Source organism: Streptomyces gottesmaniae, from assembly GCF_031845845.1.
GTDB classification, from domain to species: Bacteria; Actinomycetota; Actinomycetes; order Streptomycetales; family Streptomycetaceae; genus Streptomyces; species Streptomyces akebiae.
The window spans coordinates 89,440-106,251 of sequence record NZ_JAVRFJ010000035.1; the positions used below are offsets into that span (position 1 = coordinate 89,440).

Annotated in this window: 10 protein-coding genes and 1 pseudogene; 6 read left to right on the forward strand and 5 right to left on the reverse strand. The window is 70.9% G+C overall.

Translation table 11 applies throughout. The annotated features are described in order from the left end of the window. Window positions 1-105: 105 nt before the first annotated feature. On the reverse strand, window positions 106-2,046 hold the full coding sequence (locus tag RM704_RS32655; RefSeq protein WP_033530102.1) for an amylo-alpha-1,6-glucosidase: 1,941 nt from the start codon (window positions 2,044-2,046) through the stop codon (window positions 106-108). Then, window positions 2,043-3,575 (reverse strand): MGH1-like glycoside hydrolase domain-containing protein, encoded by a 1,533-nt coding sequence (locus RM704_RS32660; RefSeq protein ID WP_033530103.1) that lies wholly within the window; start codon window positions 3,573-3,575, stop codon window positions 2,043-2,045. Before RM704_RS32660 ends, RM704_RS32655 begins: the two co-directional genes overlap by 4 nt. A 167-nt stretch (window positions 3,576-3,742) precedes the next feature. Between RM704_RS32660 and RM704_RS32665 the strand changes: the two genes are divergently transcribed. From RM704_RS32665 to RM704_RS32685, 5 genes are all read left to right on the forward strand, one after another. Then, window positions 3,743-4,963 carry an ROK family protein gene (locus tag RM704_RS32665; RefSeq protein ID WP_192829775.1) on the forward strand — a complete coding sequence of 407 codons (1,221 nt, stop codon included), beginning with the start codon at window positions 3,743-3,745 and terminating at the stop codon, window positions 4,961-4,963. Between the two features lie 446 nt (window positions 4,964-5,409). Continuing rightward, complete coding sequence (gene ppdK / locus RM704_RS32670; protein WP_052146293.1) at window positions 5,410-8,157, forward strand: pyruvate, phosphate dikinase; 2,748 nt, start codon at window positions 5,410-5,412, stop codon at window positions 8,155-8,157. A gap of 280 nt (window positions 8,158-8,437) precedes the next feature. Beyond that, window positions 8,438-8,860, forward strand: coding sequence for a hypothetical protein (locus RM704_RS32675; RefSeq protein WP_033530105.1), 423 nt, complete (start codon window positions 8,438-8,440; stop codon window positions 8,858-8,860). Between the two features lie 102 nt (window positions 8,861-8,962). After that, on the forward strand, window positions 8,963-9,610 hold the full coding sequence (locus tag RM704_RS32680) for an ABC transporter ATP-binding protein (RefSeq protein WP_052146294.1): 648 nt from the start codon (window positions 8,963-8,965) through the stop codon (window positions 9,608-9,610). Beyond that, entirely contained in the window at window positions 9,607-11,907 is a 2,301-nt protein-coding gene (locus RM704_RS32685) for an FtsX-like permease family protein (RefSeq protein WP_033530107.1), read from the forward strand. Before RM704_RS32680 ends, RM704_RS32685 begins: the two co-directional genes overlap by 4 nt. 112 nt (window positions 11,908-12,019) lie before the next feature. Here the strand turns inward: RM704_RS32685 and RM704_RS32690 are convergent, their stop codons facing one another. Then, complete coding sequence (locus RM704_RS32690) at window positions 12,020-12,958, reverse strand: sigma-70 family RNA polymerase sigma factor (RefSeq protein ID WP_033530108.1); 939 nt, start codon at window positions 12,956-12,958, stop codon at window positions 12,020-12,022. Between the two features lie 308 nt (window positions 12,959-13,266). Then, window positions 13,267-14,481: pseudogene (locus tag RM704_RS32695) on the reverse strand (NAD(P)/FAD-dependent oxidoreductase); the annotation flags it as partial. 223 nt (window positions 14,482-14,704) lie between these two features. Here RM704_RS32695 and RM704_RS32700 point away from each other — a divergent pair. After that, window positions 14,705-15,058: a hypothetical protein gene (locus RM704_RS32700; RefSeq protein ID WP_033530132.1), complete on the forward strand. Its 354-nt coding sequence runs from the start codon at window positions 14,705-14,707 to the stop codon at window positions 15,056-15,058. Window positions 15,059-15,103: 45 nt separating this feature from the next. On the opposite strand, the gene RM704_RS32705 is transcribed toward RM704_RS32700, so the two are convergent. Then, a complete protein-coding gene (locus RM704_RS32705; protein WP_033530109.1) occupies window positions 15,104-16,738 on the reverse strand; it encodes a condensation domain-containing protein in 1,635 nt (544 codons plus the stop codon). Between the last annotated feature and the right edge of the window lie 74 nt (window positions 16,739-16,812).

Here is a 16,812-nt window from a genome sequence, read left to right on the forward strand (position 1 = left end):
CAAGGGGCGCAGCCCCTGCCTTCCAGGGGCGTGGGGAACCGCGCGAGAAGCCCCACCGCACCCGCACTCGCACCCGCCCCGATCCCGCCCGCACCCGACGGCGCCCTACGCACCGCCCACCGCGGTCAACAACGCCAACGGCGCAGCCGCGGACCGCGACTCCCGTACACACGCGTGCGGATACGGCACCGGCGCCGGATGCGTGTCCCTGCCGTACCCGGCCAGCACCTCCGGCAGCCGGTGCCCGGCGGCCGACGCCGCGTCCACCATGCCGGAGGCCACCGCCCGCGCCTCGTCGTGCAGGCCGTACCGCGCCAGCCCCAACGTGATCAGCGCGTTGTCGTGCGGCCACACCGACCCCCGGTGGTACGACAGCGGGTGGTACGCCGGCTGCCCGGCGGCCAGCGTCCGCACCCCCCACCCGGAGAAGAAGTCCGGCTCCAGCAACCGCCGCCCGACCACCTTCCCGTACTCCTTGTCCAGCAGCCCCGACCACAGCAGATGCCCCGCGTCCGAGGCCAGGGCGTCGATCTGCCCGCCCTGCGCGTCCAGCGCCAGCGCGGGGAAGTCGTGTCCGGACATCCAGAAGTCCCGCTGGAACCGGTCGCGGAGGTCACCCGCGGCCTGCTCCAGGAGCGCCGCGTACACCTCGTCCTCCCACACCGTGCGGGCCAGTACGGCGGTGCGGCGCAGCGCGTCGTACGCGTAGCCCTGCGCCCCCGCCGCCATCACCGGCCCGGCGACGGGCCTGCTGCCGTCCGCGGAGCAGATCGCGCCGGGGGAGTCCTTCCAGTTCTGGTTGGCGAGGCCGCCCTGGTCGGCGCGGTAGACGAGATAGCCGCGCGAGGTGAGGCCGCCGTGGTCGAGCATCCAGCCGATCGCCGCCCGCGCGTGACGTTCGAGACGGCGGGCCAGGGTCACGTCCCCGGTCTGCTCGACATAGGTGCCGAGCAGGACGAGGAAGAGCGGGGTCGCGTCCACCGAGCCGTAGTAGCGGCCGTAGGGGACCTGCCCGAAGTGCGCCAGCTCACCGTGCCGCATCTCGTGCACGATCTTGCCGGGCTGGGCCACCGAGTCGACGCCGACCTCGGTCGCCTGGGCCGCGGCGAGCGCGAGCAGCGTGGCGGCGGCCGGCTCCGGCCGGTAGGGGAGCGTGAAGAGGGACGTCAGCAGGGCGTCCCGGCCGAGGAGGGTGAGGAACCAGGGCGCCCCGGCGGCGGGCACCCGGAGCGTCTCGCCGTCCGGGCCGGTCGCCGGGACCTGGAGCGCGGCGAGATCGGCGAGGCCGCGGGCACACGCCGCGGCCAGCTCCGGCCAGCCGGTGGGGAAGGCCACGCCCTCCACGAACTCGTCCTCCACGGCGCGCAGTTGTTCGTGCACGGCGGCCGGGGAACGCGGCACCCGCAGGGCCCGGCGGTCGCCGTGCGTCCGCGCCATCACCCGGCAGGTCAGCTCCGCCGAGCCGTGCGGCGCGACATCGAGGGCCCAGACGAGCCGCCGGGCCCCCGTCCCGGTCTCCTCCACACTGTCCGGGGCGGGCTCGGCCGTCACCGTCGTACAGGACCGCCACTCGCCGCGCCGATAGCTGAACTCCACCCCGTCGTCGAGGACTTCACGCTTCCTGATGACGCCGCTCTTGGCGTACGTACGGAAGTCGGAGCGCAGCTCGAACTGGTCGGTGAAGTCGGCGTCGACGGTGAGGGCGATCCGGACCGTCGACGCCACCGGCCGGTTGCTGGTGACGCGCAGCGTCTCCACGAACGCGCTGTCGGAGACGGCCTGTTCACGGAAGAGCGTGTACGCGGGCGGCTCCCGGCGGCCGCCCCGGGGCACGAGCACACAGCGCGCGACGTCGCCGTCCGCGACCGGTGTCAGCGTCTCGGGAACCGCGCCGTCGACGGTCAGCTGCCACCGGCTCAGATGCCGGGCGTCCCGGACGAACAACCCGTCCGGTGAACTGCCGCCCCGCACCCCGCTGATGTCGCCGCCGTCGCTCACGGCGGCGAACGTCCCGCCGCGCACGAGCAGGTGATGCCGGTCCGTCATCCCCGGTCCCCTCCCTGGTCACTCATGCCGAACTTGGCCTCGTTGGTGTCGTGGTGCCGTACGTGGTGCCGCTCCCGGCCGTGGTGCCGCTCCCGAGTGGGCGGGTGACCGTGGTCGTCCCGATGCAGCAGGTCGAGGGTGAGTGCGGCCGTCCAGCCGAAGCCGGCCGCACCGCACGCCTCACCGGTGTACGGGTCCACGTACTCGGCGAACCCGGACGCCGTCGCCGTCTCCAGCAACGCCCTCCGCAGCGCGTCGGCCCGCCCCGGCTCCCCGTGCAGCCTGAGCCCCCGCTCCAGCATCCAGTTGGTGTTGAACCAGGCCGGTCCGCGCCAGTAGCGGTGCGGATCGAAGGCCTCGCCGGTCAGGTCGTACGACGGGACGAGCAGGGTGGTGTCGCCGAGCCCGAAGTGCGGGCCGTGCATCGTGCGCACGAGGGCGGTGGCGATGTCACGGGGAAGATCCGGGAGCAGGAGGGGCACGAGGCCGGAGACGCCGCGCTCGGGGATGAGGGCGCCGGTCGTGACGTCCCGGCAGAAGAACATGCCCTCCGCCGGGTCCCACAGCCGATCCACCAGGGCCGCCGTCAGCCGTTCGGCGCGCGCGTGCCGGGCCGTCCCCGGCGCGCCCAACTCCTTCGCGATCCGGGCGAGGGCGTGCTCGGAGGCGATGAGCAGCGCGTTGAACGCCGGGTCCTCGACGGCGAACTCCGCCTGCCCGGCCCCGCTCCTCCCGTCCACCCGGTCCCCGCTTCTCCCGCCCACCCGATCCCGGTATCCGGCGTCCCGGTAGTCCGCCGCCAGTCGCACGTACCGCCCGTAGTCCAGATCCGTCGGCCGGTCCTCGGCCGCTCCGTGGTCGAGGTCGGCACGCCGGAAGGAGCGGGCCGGGGCCGGGGTGATCCGGGCGAGGGGCGCGTCCCAGGCGGGGCTGTTGTCCATGCCCTGCTCCCAGGGGTGGACGACCGAGGCCAGTCCGCCCCCGCCCAGGTCCCGGCGGTCCAGCAGATAGCGGTGCCAGGCGGCCAGTCCCGGATAGACCCGGGGCAGGAAGCCACGCGCCCGGGACAGCTCGGGATCGGCCTGGTGCACCAGCCACGCCGCCAGCGCGTGCACCGGCGGCTGCACGATGCCCGAGGTCTCGGGGGCGTGCGGGGCGCCGGCGGCGCGTCCCGCGGTCGAGGAGCGCCAGAAGTCGGGGCTCGGGAAGTAAGCGTCCAGCGGCACCGAGGGGTTGAAGACGATGTGCGGGATCCGCCCGTCCCCCCACCGCGCGGCGAGCAGCGTCTCCAGCTCGGTCTGGGCCCGCAGCGGCGACAGGTGCCGTAGGCCGATCGCGATGAACGCCGAGTCCCACGACCACTGGTGCGGATACAGCGTGCGCGACGGCACGGTCGACCGGCCGGTCCAGTTGGCTGCCAGCACCTCGGCCGCCGCACGGTGCGGCGAACCCGCCGGATCGTATACGTCGTGTCCGGCGCGAGCTCTCATGGCTGGACGACGGGCGGTGAGCTGGGTAGTGCGGTCCACGCAAGGCTCCCTGAGGGCAAGGTGCCGACCGGTTCGGCGGTAGCTACCGTAGGGTTACGTCTACTTAACACGCAAAACTCAATATGTAATGCAGAGTTGGTGAACGCAAGAGGGTGAGCGGGAACGGATTCTTCTGAGGCCGCGACAATGGCGGCACCGAGGACGACATGAGCGGAAGGGCCGTGAAGGTGGGCAGTCACGCCGGTGCAGGAGATCTGCTGGAGCTGGTCCGCAGCGGACGGGCCACCACCCGCGGCGCGCTCCAGCAGGCCACGGGCCTCTCCCGGGCGACCGTGGGCCAGCGCCTGGACCGGCTCTTCCGCGCGGGCTGGCTCCGCGAGGGCGCCGGCGGCCCCGTCGACTCGCCGCTGGGCGGCCGCCCCTCCATCACCCTGGAGTTCGACGACGAGCACGCGGTCGTCCTCGCCGCCGACCTCGACACCCGCCACGCCCGCGCCGCCGTCCTCTCCCTCACCGGCGAGATCCAGGCCGAGCACACCGGCACCCTGCTCATCGAGGAGGGCCCCGACGCCGTACTGGACGAGCTCGGGCGCTGGTTCGGCGAGTTGCTGGAGAAGGCGGGCCGTCCGGCCGACGCGGTCTGCGGCATCGGCCTCGCGGTCCCCGGCCCGGTCGACATCGACACCGGCCGTGTCGTCCAGCCGCCGATCATGCCCGGCTGGGACGGCTACGACATAAGGGGCCGGCTGGCCCGCGCCTTCGCCGACCACGCGTCCGGACCCGCCGGGACACCGGTCCTCGTCGACAACGACGCCAACCTCATGGCGTACGGCGAACAGCGCGCGGGCTACGCCGGCTGTTCGGCGTTCGCGCTGGTCAAGGTCTCCACGGGCATCGGCGCCGGGGTCGTGGTCGGCGGCTCGATATACCGGGGCATCGACGGCGGCGCCGGCGACATCGGCCACATCCGGGTGCCGCAGGGCGCCGAGGCGCTGTGCAAGTGCGGCTCGTACGGCTGTCTGGCGGCGGTGGCCAGCGGTGGCGCCGTGGCCCGACGGCTGGCGGAGGCGGGGGTTCCGGCGGCCTCCGGCTCGGATGTGCGGGATCTGCTGGTCGCCGGCCACCCGGGGGCGACGGCCCTGGCGCGGGAGGCGGGCCGGGTCGTCGGGGACGTCCTGGCGACGGTCGTGACCCTGCTGAACCCCGGTGTCCTGATGATCGCCGGCGATTTGGCCGGAACCCCGTTCCTCACGGGCGTCCGCGAGCTGCTCTACCAGCGCGCCCTGCCCCGCTCCACGGCCCATCTGGACGTGGTCGTCTCGCGGTTGGGGGACCGTGCGGGCCTGACCGGGGCGGGCGGGCTGGTCGTCGAGCACCTGTACGCACCTGAGCGGGCCGAGCAGCGGTTGCTGGCATTGGGGGTCTGACGGGGCCGCGGGGGTGCGGCGGAGCCCACGGGGGGTGTGACAGGGGTGTTTCCGTCCCGAGGACCGGTCCGCATGGTGAAATCCGTGGCTCTCGAACCGCGTGATTCTCGCCACCCCTGATAAGGGTTGCGCTCAGATGAGCGAATCATGAGCGGCTCTGCGACTTCAAGGGGTGGCACTGGGTGCCACCCCTTGATCGTTCATCGAGCGAACTCAGGCGTGCCGATTGCCGCTCATGTGAGCGAAATGGGGGGCGTGTAAGGCATGGACCCTTCAAGAGGTGAACACATCGGGGCCCTGTTCCTTGCCAAGCCTTGACTTTCGATCTCCTGGCGGACGGGTGGTTACAGGCGCATGACGCGCAAGTGGACGTACCCAGGTGCCTTCGATCTGGGTATGTTCCTGGCCGTCAGGGCAGCCACCGCGTCCTCAAGGAGTTGGGACCTGTGTCGGAAAACAAAGATCCCCACGTAGGCCACGTAGCTCAGAGCGTTGAGGGCGTGAAGTTTGTTTATGACTTCACCGAAGGCAACAAGGACCTCAAGGACCTTCTCGGCGGCAAGGGCGCGAACCTCGCCGAGATGACCAACCTCGGTCTTCCCGTGCCTCCCGGTTTCACCATCACCACCGAGGCCTGCAAGGTCTACCTCGACAGCGGCGACGCGCCCGCGGCACTCCGTGACGAGGTCACCGCCCACCTCGTCGCCCTCGAGGAGAAGATGGGCAAGAAGCTCGGTCAGGCCGACGACCCGCTCCTCGTCTCGGTCCGCTCGGGCGCCAAGTTCTCGATGCCCGGGATGATGGACACGGTCCTCAACATCGGGCTGTCGGACAAGTCGGTCCAGGGCCTGGCCAAGCAGGCCGGCGACGACCGCTTCGCCTGGGACTCCTACCGCCGGCTCATCCAGATGTTCGGCAAGACCGTCCTCGGCGTCGACGGCGACCTCTTCGAGGAGGCGCTGGAGGCGGCCAAGGCGGCCAAGAAGGTCGTCGTCGACACCGAGCTGGAGGCGGCCGACCTCAAGAAGCTCGTCACCAAGTTCAAGAAGATCGTCAAGACCGAGGCGGGCCGGGACTTCCCGCAGGACCCGCGCGAGCAGATGGACCTCGCCATCCACGCGGTCTTCGACTCCTGGAACACCGACCGCGCCAAGCTCTACCGCCGCCAGGAGCGCATCCCCGGCGACCTCGGCACGGCCGTCAACGTCTGTTCGATGGTCTTCGGCAACCTCGGCCCCGACTCCGGCACCGGCGTCGCCTTCACCCGCGACCCCGCCTCCGGCCACCAGGGCGTCTACGGCGACTACCTGCAGAACGCCCAGGGCGAGGACGTGGTCGCGGGCATCCGCAACACCGTCCCCCTGGCGGAGCTGGAGTCGATCGACAAGAAGTCGTACGACCAGCTGATGCAGATCATGGAGACCCTGGAGAACCACTACAAGGATCTCTGCGACATCGAGTTCACCATCGAGCGCGGCCAGCTGTGGATGCTGCAGACCCGCGTCGGCAAGCGCACCGCGGGCGCGGCCTTCCGGATCGCCACGCAGCTGGTGGACCAGGGCCTGATCGACGAGGCGGAGGCCCTCCAGCGGGTCACGGGCGCCCAGCTCGCCCAGCTGATGTTCCCCCGCTTCGACGACGAGGCGAAGGTCGCCCAGGTCGGCCGGGGCATCGCGGCCTCTCCGGGCGCGGCGGTCGGCAAGGCGGTCTTCGACTCGTACACGGCCGTGAAGTGGTCGCGCTCGGGCGAGAAGGTCATCCTGGTCCGCCGTGAGACCAACCCCGACGACCTCGACGGCATGATCGCGGCCGAGGGCATCCTGACCTCGCGCGGCGGCAAGACCTCCCACGCCGCCGTGGTCGCGCGCGGCATGGGCAAGACGTGCGTCTGCGGCGCCGAGGAGCTGGAGGTCGACACCAAGCGTCGCCGGATGACGGTGCCGGGCGGCCATGTGGTGGAGGAGGGCGACCTCATCTCCATCGACGGTTCGAGCGGCAAGGTGTACCTCGGTGAGGTGCCCGTCGTCCCCTCCCCGGTCGTGGAGTACTTCGAGGGCCGGATGCACGCGGGTGCCCAGGACGCCGACGAACTGGTCGAGGCGGTCCACCGCATCATGGCCTTCGCCGACCGCAAGCGCCGCCTCCGCGTCCGGGCCAACGCCGACAACGCCGAGGACGCGCTGCGCGCCCGCCGCTTCGGCGCCCAGGGCATCGGCCTGTGCCGCACCGAGCACATGTTCCTCGGCGACCGCCGTGAACTGGTCGAACGCCTGATCCTGGCCGACACGGAGGCGGAGCGCGAGGATTCCCTCAAGGCCCTGCTACCGCTGCAGAAGCAGGACTTCGTGGAGCTGTTCTCCGCGATGGACGGCCTCCCGGTGACGGTCCGTCTCCTCGACCCGCCGCTGCACGAGTTCCTCCCCGACATCACGGAGCTGTCGGTCCGGGTGGCCCTGGCGGAGTCCCGCCAGGAGCCCCACGAGAACGAGCTGCGACTGTTGCAGGCGGTCCACCGCCTGCACGAGCAGAACCCGATGCTGGGTCTGCGCGGTGTGCGTCTGGGCCTGGTCATCCCCGGCCTGTTCACCATGCAGGTCCGCGCGATCGCCGAGGCGGCGGCCGAGCGGAAGAACGCCAAGGGCGACCCGCGCGCCGAGATCATGATTCCGCTCGTCGGCACCGTCCAGGAGCTGGAGATCGTCCGCGAGGAGGCCGACGAGGTCATCGCGGAGGTCGAGGCCGCGACCGGCACCTCGCTCAAGCTCTCGATCGGCACGATGATCGAACTGCCGCGGGCCGCGCTGACCGCCGGGCAGATCGCCGAGGCGGCGGAGTTCTTCTCCTTCGGCACGAACGACCTGACCCAGACGGTGTGGGGCTTCAGCCGCGACGACGTCGAGGCGTCGTTCTTCACGGCCTACCTGGAGAAGGGCATCTTCGGGGTCAGCCCGTTCGAGACGATCGACAAGGACGGCGTGGGCTCCCTGGTGAAGCTGGCGGCGGAGGCGGGCCGGGCGACCCGCCCCGACCTCAAGCTCGGCGTCTGCGGCGAGCACGGCGGCGACCCGGAGTCCGTCCACTTCTTCCACGAGGTCGGCCTCGACTACGTCTCCTGCTCCCCCTTCCGCATCCCCGTGGCCCGCCTGGAGGCGGGGCGCGCGGCGTCGCAGTCCACCGGGAGCGACCACCGGTAACCTCCGGCCACCACCCCGGCCCCCGACCCCCTAGCCCCGGAACCGCTGCTTGTCCCCGACCGACCCTCACCGATGGGCGGCGGTTCCGGTCCACGAAGAGAAGGCGGCACCCCGTGCGGGGGGTGCCGCCTTCTGGGTTTTGGGGGGTTGTGCTTCTTGTGCTTCAAGACCACCTGAATCGGTGGTGGTGGGGTGGATCGATCGTTTCTGTGTGCAGTTGGGGCGTTACAGTCCGTGATTCACGGTGGTCGTCGGGCTGCCGGTGGACACGTAGGTGCGCATGAAGAGGGCGATGGTCGGGGTCGTGGCCGCGGGGCTGCTTCTCACGGGGGCGGGGGTCGCGCTCGTGGCGCAGGAGCGGGGGAGCATTCCGCTGCTGGATACGCGGGGCGTGGAGTTCACCGAGGGGCGTTACAAGTTCAATCCGCCGGGAACCAATCACGGCGCTTTCGAGTGGTCCGGGCTGCTGAGGGACGTCGACACCAGCGACGGACACAACGTGTATGTGCAGGTCAGGGTGGAGGGACATCGCTGGGCGCGTTACTACGGGAAGCAGCAGAGGGAGGTCAGGATGCATCACTCCAACTGGAGTGGTGCTCAGCAGTACACGAACGACGCGAAGATCCGCGCCTGCCGTGACCGTGGTTCGTTGCGCCCGGACAACTGCTCGCCGACCCTGAGCTTCCACTACGACCGCGACTGAGCCTTCCCGCACCCACAGCCCAGGCGATCCAGCCTGGGCTCCTGCACTTCCTAGGGGTACGAGATCAATACATCAGAAGTCCTTTCTGCCAAGGGGGTCGACCTGCTCTACGGGGAGACTCCCGCTGTCAGGCGCGCGGAGATCTCCCTGCGCCGAGGGGAGGTCGTGGCGATCACCGGGCAGAGCGGTTCCGGGAAGTCCTCCCTGCTGTACTGCCTGGCAGGGGTGTTGCCGGTGGCTCGTGGTGAAGTCCGTTTCGAGGGCCGGTGCCTCGCGGAGCTCGATGACGAGGAGCTCAGTCAGCTGCGCAGGGAGCGGTTCGGGTTCGTCTTCCAGTACGGCGAACTCCTGCCGGAGTTGACCGTGGAGGAGAACACCGCCCTTCCGCTGCGGCTCGCCGGGCGGCGCAAGAAGGAGGCGCTGGCTACTGCCGGAGAGGTATTGGGGCGTCTGGGCCTCGCGGATCTACGTGAGCGACGGCCCTCCCAGGTGTCCGGCGGACAGAGCCAACGGGTGGCGGTGGCACGGGCGTTGGTGCACCGGCCGGCGGTTGTGTTCGCCGACGAGCCCACCGGATCGCTCGACAGCTCCAACGCCACGGCCGTGCTGGAGGAGTTCCTTGGCCTCGCCCGGTCCCAGGGGACGGCTGTGGTGCTGGTGACGCATGACGCCGAGGTCGCCTCCCGCGCGGACAACCGCTTCACCATGTGCGACGGAGTCCTTTCGGCCGAGGTGCGGGAGGTGTCGTGAAGGAGCTCCTCTTGGGGCTTCGGCTGCTCCTGGGGGCCGGACGGGGGAGTCGTGTGCGCTTCCTCCTCATGGTCGCGGGCAGCGCGATCGGTGTGTGCTGTCTGGCTGTTGTGCTGGCTATTCCCGGGATTCTGGAAGCGCAGGACGGGCGCAAGGCGGCGCGTGTCCCGGAGTGCAAGCGGGAACCCAACGGGATGAAGTGTGTCGCGACGGAAGGTGACCCGTTCGAACTCACTCGGATGGACCCCTATGGCTCAGAGCCCCTCACTCGGGTCTTTGTGGCCCGGGGCACGAGGCGTATCGAGCCTCCGCCGGGCCTGAAAGAACTCCCTGCCCCGGGCGAGTTGTTCGTGTCCCCGCGGCTGCGCGAGGCGCTCCAACGGGAACCTGAGCTGGCCCAGCTTCTACCAGGTGACGACAACGGGACCATCGGTGCCCAGGGGTTGGCCCACCCCGACGAACTGTATGCGTACGTGGGCGTCGGCCGGGAGGAACTCGAAGACGGTGGCGACCGTGTGACGACTTTCGGCAGGAGCTACGCCGACCATCCCACCCTGGAACCCTCGACGCTCGACATCGTGCGCTTCACTCTCGCCGGCGTCGTGCTGTTGCCTCTGGCCGTGTTCCTCTCCGTGTGCGCCAGGCTCTCGGCGGCAGCGCGCGCCAGGCGACTGGCTGCTCTGAGACTGCTGGGCCTGAGCAGGAAGGGGACCCAGCGGGTCAACGCCGCCGAGACCGTCGCGGCCGCGTCACTCGGTGCCGCGCTCGGACTGGGCGCCTACTCGATCACGAACCAGCTCGTCTCGCACATCGGAGTGCCCGGCTTCAAGTGGTACCCCGGCGACGGGGCGCTGTCTCTCTCCACGATCTTGATCTGCGGCGTCGGCTGCCCGGCGCTCGCGTGGTACGTGGGCCGGGCCAGCGCGAGGAAGGCGGCGGCGAACCCACTGGCCGTTCGACGAAGCGCCGTGGAGAGGCCGCCCGCAAAGTGGGGGCTGCTTCCGCTGGTCCCGGGTATGGGCATCGTGATCGGGTACTGCGTGGCCGGATTGACGGACAACGCCCCCCGGGACACGGCACTCTCCTCGATCCTCATGCCCCTCGCCGTCGTTCTGGTCGGCATCGGGCTCGTGATGATGCTGCCGGTCTTCTCCCGGACCCTTGCGCAGAGGGTGGCCCGCGCCACCCACTCGGTCTCCCTCGGCCTGGCGATGCGACGCAACGAGGTGGAACCCGGGGGCGCGTTGCGGGTGGCCACCGGTCTGGTGATGTTGGTCTTCGCCGCATCGCTGGTGCAGGGCGTCCTGATCGAACTGGACCAGGTCTCCAAGAACACGTCCCCGATCCAGACGTACAACATCTCGCTCGCGGGTACGACGGCAGACCGGCAGCAGGCCTGGGAGGAGGTCGAGGGCGTCCGGGGACACGCGGTCGTCATGGAATCACGGTCGAGTCCCGAGTTCGGCCAGGTGGATCCGAGCCTGAATGTGGTGGTCGCCACGTGTGATCAACTCCGGAAGCTGGTGCGGGAGGTCCACGGTTGTGTGGACGGCCGCCCGATGCGGCTGTGGGACCCGAATCAAGTCGCGTTCGAGCAGAGCAAGCCGGGAACCCGCTTCCCCTTCGACCTGTGGCACGAAGGACATCGGCGCGTGATGCACGTGAAGGTGCCGCGAGAAGTCCTGCGGTACGCCGACGACTACGAACTCCCGGTCATCGACAGCGGCTCCGTCCTGCTCCCTCCATCCGCGATCCCCGCTGATCACCGCCCCGACGTCGCCACCCTCACTCTCCTCAGCAGCTCAGCCCCCGAAACCGTCCGCGCCGTCCTCGACGGCATCGGAGGCGTGGACCCCACCACGGAGGTCGGCACGCCGGGGGTGGTCGTCACGTCGCTGCAGCAGATCACCGTGGTGAAGAGCCTCCTGGGCATCGGCATGGTGCTGGGGCTGATCATCGGCGTGGCCGCCTACCTGGTCGCCGCCACCGACCGGGCCGTGGAGCGGAAGCCCCAGGTCACCGCGCTGTCGCTGCTCGGGGCGCGACCCCGTACGCTGCGGGCCGTGCAGGTCGCGCAGGTGGTCGTGCCGTTGGCCGTCGGCCTGGCCCTGGCCGTGGTGCTGGGCAAGCTCGCCGAGTCCAGCTACCTCGTGACCGGCGGCGGTGCCGTCTACTGGGACGGCGCCGGAATCCCCCTGCTGCTGGCCTGCGCGCTCGGCGCGGTCGCCGTGGCCGCGGTCGGCGCACTGCCGCTCGTCGGGCGCCGTATCGATCCGGAACTGATCCGGCGGGATTGAATCACCGGGGGCCGAACGGTCCGGGGAGCGGCAGGCGGCGCCACCGAGGGAGGCGCCGCCTGCCGCTGTGCTCGCTCCGGCCGGCCCCGTCACCGGGGCCCGGACCCCTCGATCACCACGCGCTCGTGACGGGCGCGTCGGGCTCGTGCCGCTGCCAGGCCTCGTTGAGGCGCGTCAGCCGGTGCGCCGCGGCGATTCCGCGCAGGGACGCGACCTTGCCGTCGGCGACTTCGAACGCCACCGCTCCCACGACCCTGTCCTCGACCACGGCGATGACGGCCGGGGAGCCGTTGACCAGCGCGATGTGCATCGCGGGGGAACCGCCCGCCAGTCGCCGCTTCGCCGCGGTCGGCCTGAAGCCGGCCCGCGCGAGGGACGCGATGCGCTCGGGCGTCCTGTACCGCAGGAGCCGCCTGGCCAGCCCTGCCCCGTCCGAGATCGCGGTCGCGTCGGCGGTGAGCAGTTCCACCAGCCGTTCGGTGCGCCCCGACGCGGCCGCGGCGAGGAACTCCTCGACGATCCTGCGCGCGGACGCCGGATCCACCGCGTCGCCGCCGCGGCGCTCGGCGGCGACGCGGCGCCGGGCCCGGTGCACATGCTGCTGGCTCGCGGACTCGCTGATGTCGAGGATCCCGGCGATCTCCGCGTGGGGGTACGAGAAGGCCTCGCGCAGGACGTAGGCGGCCCGCTCGACCGGGGAGAGGCGCTCCATGAGGGTCAGCACGGCCAGCGACACCGATTCGCGTTGCTCGAAGGTCTCGGCGGGGCCGAGCATGGGGTCGCCCTCCAGGAGCGGCTCGGGCAGCCAGTCTCCGACGGCGCGCTCATGGCGCGCCTGCGCCGAGCGGAGCCGGTCGAGGCAGAGATGGGTGACGACCTTGGTCAGCCACGCCTCCGGCACCTCGATGAGGTCCCGGTCCGCAGCCTGCCAGCGCAGGAACGCGTCCTGCACGGCGTCCTCGGCATCGGCCGCCGAGCCGAGCAGACGGTACGCGAGCGAGGCCAGCCGTGCCCGGCCGGCCTCGAATCGGTCGATGGCCGCGGTGTCCATGCACGGGAGCCTATGCGGCGCTCTTCCCAACAGGGCTTCCATATCCGGGTTTTCGCATGGGGGCTTTCGCGCCGGGGCCGTCACGCCGTGACGTTCGCACCGGCCGACTTCACGCCGGCCGACTTCGCACCGGCCGACTTCACGCCGACCGACTTCGCACCGGCCGACTTCACGCCGACCGACTTCGCACCGGCCGACTTCACGCCGGCCGACTTCACGCCGGCCGACTTCGCACTGGTGGTGTTCACTCTGGTGGTCTTCGGGTCGGTGGTGTGCGCGTCGGCGGTCTTCGGACCCGTGGCCTTCGTGCTCGCGGCCCGCACGCCACCCCCGTCGGGCACGGCGACCAGGCGGCGCCGGCGCTTCGGCATGCCGAAGGTCGGGTGGGCGATGCCCAGAGCGGCCCCCTTGAGCACACCCGCCTTGAGCCGTGCGGTCGTCCGACCGCCCAGGTACCAGGACCTCGACCTGACCTCCCCGTCCACCGCCTGGAAGATCGCGTCCCGCCGCCCGAGGCTGATGTGGTTGCCGTGGTACTTCAGCCCGACCGTCGGGACCTCGCGGCCCGTCAGGCGGGCGATGATCGCGGCGGTCGCCTGCATGTTGGTGTAGCCGGCCGAGGCGCAGGACATCGGCAGGGGCCGGCCGTTCTCGCCGATCGCGTAGGCACTGTCGCCGGCGGCGTAGACGTCCGGGTGCGACACCGAGCGCATGGTGCGGTCGACGACGATCTGGCCGGTCCCGGAGACCCGCAGGCCGGCGGCGGCCGCGATCGGGTGCACGGCGAACCCGGCCGACCAGACCGTCACGTCGGCCGGGAGGGACGTACCGTCGGCGGCGATCGCCCGTGCCGGCTCGACGGCCGCGACGGTGGTGTGCTCGTGGACGGTGACGCCGAGCCGGTCGAAGGCCCGGCGCAGGTGCCGGCGGGCCTTCGGGGACAGCCAGGCGCCCAGCTCACCTCGGGCGGCGAGCGCGACGGAGAGGTCGGGCCGGGACTCGGCCAACTCGGTGGCGGTCTCGATCCCGGTCAGTCCCTCACCGACGACCAGCACGGAGCCGCCCTCGCCCAGTGCGGTCAGCCGCTCACGCAACCGCAGCGCCGAGGCCCGACCGGCCACGTCGTAGGCGTACTCAGCCGCACCGGGCACGCCATGGTGGGACACCGAACTGCCGAGTGCGTAGAGGAGGGTGTCGTACGTGAGCTCGCGGACCCCGGCCTCGCCGTCCGCCGCGACCGCCCCGGTCTCGCCGGTCACGGTGACCGTCCTGCGCTCGGGGTCGATGCTGGTGACGCGCGCCACGCGCAACCTCACCCCGGTGCCGGCGAACACGTCGGCGAGCGGGCGTGTCGTGAGGTCCTGGCCGCTCGCGAGCTGGTGGAGCCGCATGCGCTCGACGAAGTCGGGCGCGGCGTTGACGACGGTGATCTCGGTGTCGGCGGGGGAGAGCCGACGAGCCAGGTTCCCGGTGGCGAAGGCTCCGGCGTATCCGGCGCCGAGGACGACGATGCGGTGCTTCATGACGATGCTCCTGTCTCGTTCGCGTGCCTCCTGAACGAGATGGCGCTCCGATTGCTGACAGCAGTCGGATGTGATGTGGGTCACTGGCGTGAGGCGGGGTGCCGAGCCTCCGAGACGGTCGGCGCGGGCCGTATTTCCCGTGCCTCTCCCCACGGGGTGTGGGTAGTGTCGCCGCCCGGCGGGGCCGAACGGCGGTCGCCGGGTACGAGGAGTGGTGCGTTCCGTGAGCGGGCAGCGAGAGACGACGACCCTGTGGCGGCCGACCGGGCCCGTAGAGCTGGGGTTGGTGCGGGAGGCGGAATGGCGGGCATGGCCTCCTCGGCTTCCCGAGCAGCCGATCTTCTATCCGGTGCTCGATGAGGAGTACGCCGTCAAGATCGCTCGGGACTGGAACGTGAAGCACGACGGCGCGGGGTACGTCACGCGGTTCGAGGTCGAGACGGAGTTCCTGCGGCGGTACCCCGTACGCCAGGCCGGCGGGAAGACCATCCTCGAACTCTGGGTCCCGGCGGAGGAGTTGGAGGAGCTCAACGCGCACATCGTGGGCGGGATCGAGGTCGTGCACGAGTTCCACTGAGGGGGCGGCGGGTCGTGCGCCCGGCCCGCCGCCCCTCCTCGGCGATCAGCTCCGCACGGCCGGCCTTCCCCGGGACGGGCGGGGGATGGGTACCGGCACGCTGCCCCGTTCGCCCGCGATCTCCCGCAGGACCCGTACTAGCTCGTCGTGGAGGGCGTCACCGATCTCGTGTGCCTGGGGTGTGTCGACGTGCAGCATGTTGACGTGGAGGCCGGCGGCGGTGCGGTGGAACCAGTGGCTGATGCCGTTGCCGCGGGCGGCCCAGACGTGCAACGTCGGTTTCCAGAGCGGGTGTTGGAGGCCGCCAGGGGTCCTGCGGAAGTCGATGTAGGAGAAGAAGTTCACCGGGAACGGCCAGTGGTGCTGCGCGAAGGTCTCCGGGGCCAGCAACTCCCACGCCCGTACGAAGGGGACGGCGGTGTGCCGCTGCAACTCGCCGTACGCGGCGCGAGCCCGCGCGATGGTGGTGGCGTGGTCCGTCCCGCCCTCGCCCACCCGGAACTCGATCGGCATCGTGTTCACGAACCAGCCGACGGAGTGCTGCCACGGATTCGGCGCCCCTCCGCGCGCCCTCCCGTCACCCCTTCCGTCCTCCCGTCCGTCCGCCCTTCCGTCCTCCCGTCCGTCCTCGCCTCGGCCCTCGTCCGTCCGTTCGCTGACGGGGAGCAGGCCCCGGTAGACCCCCGGTCCCCCGAAGCGGTGCTGGGCCGTCGCCGCGGCGGCCAGCATGGCGGTGAAGACGCTGCCGCCCGAGGCGCGGGCGCCCGCTGCCAAGGCGTCGGTGCGGTGCGGGTCGAGGAGGGGGAGGGCCCGGTTCACCAAGGGGTACAGGTGGCCCTCCGGTACGCCCAGGTCGAAGGGGAACCTGGGGAAGAAGCCGCCGTTGCCGCGGATGAAGTCCTTCCAGTAGCCCAGGCGTTCGTCGTCGGGGCGGAGTGAGGCGTAACGGCGCCGCTGGTCGTCACCGAAGGTCAAGTAGCTCGCCGCAGTGGGGAGTTCGGGTGTGCGGCCGGCCGAGAAGGCGGCGTACGAGGTCTGGAGTTCGTTCACGACGACGGGCATGGACAGGCCGTCGCACACGATGTGGTCGAAGCAGAGGTAGACCGTGGCGCCGTTCTCCCGGACCACCGCACCCATGAGGAACAACGGCCAGGAGAGCGTGTCGATGCTCTTGAACGTCTTGTCGAGGTGGGTATGCAGATCGTCCCCGCTGTGGAAGCGGCCGGCCTCTTCCGCCTCCAGGGCGATGGATTCGGGCGCCAGCGCCGTGCAGTTCAGGTCACCGGCCAGTCGCTGGAACTGGCTGCGCAGCACCTCGTGACGCCGTACGAGGAGCAGGAGCGCCGCTTCGAGGGCCGTGGTGTCCGGTCGGCCCGCGATCTCGAAGGTGACCGTGATCGAACTGGCGATCCCGTCGCTCGTACTCCGGGTCGCCTCGGACGAGGAGTGGTGCTTGTCCTGATTGTACGAGGCCGATTTGTGCGAGGCCGATGTGTGCGAGGTGCATGTGTGCGAGACGGATGCGTGCGAGGAGGGCTTGTGCGGTGAATACGGGGATGAGGGCGTGGCTGATTCGGCGGGGGAAAGCTGTGCTTCGTGGGGGGAGCGCCTCGTGTGCAGGGACCAGGAGATGAGGGTGCCGGGCTCGATGGTGACGTCGGAGAAGGGGATTTGCAGCACTCGGGGGCTTTCTGTTCATGACTTGTGGGGGGAAGTCGGGGGGAATTTTTTTCGGGGGAGTTCGATGGGGAGGA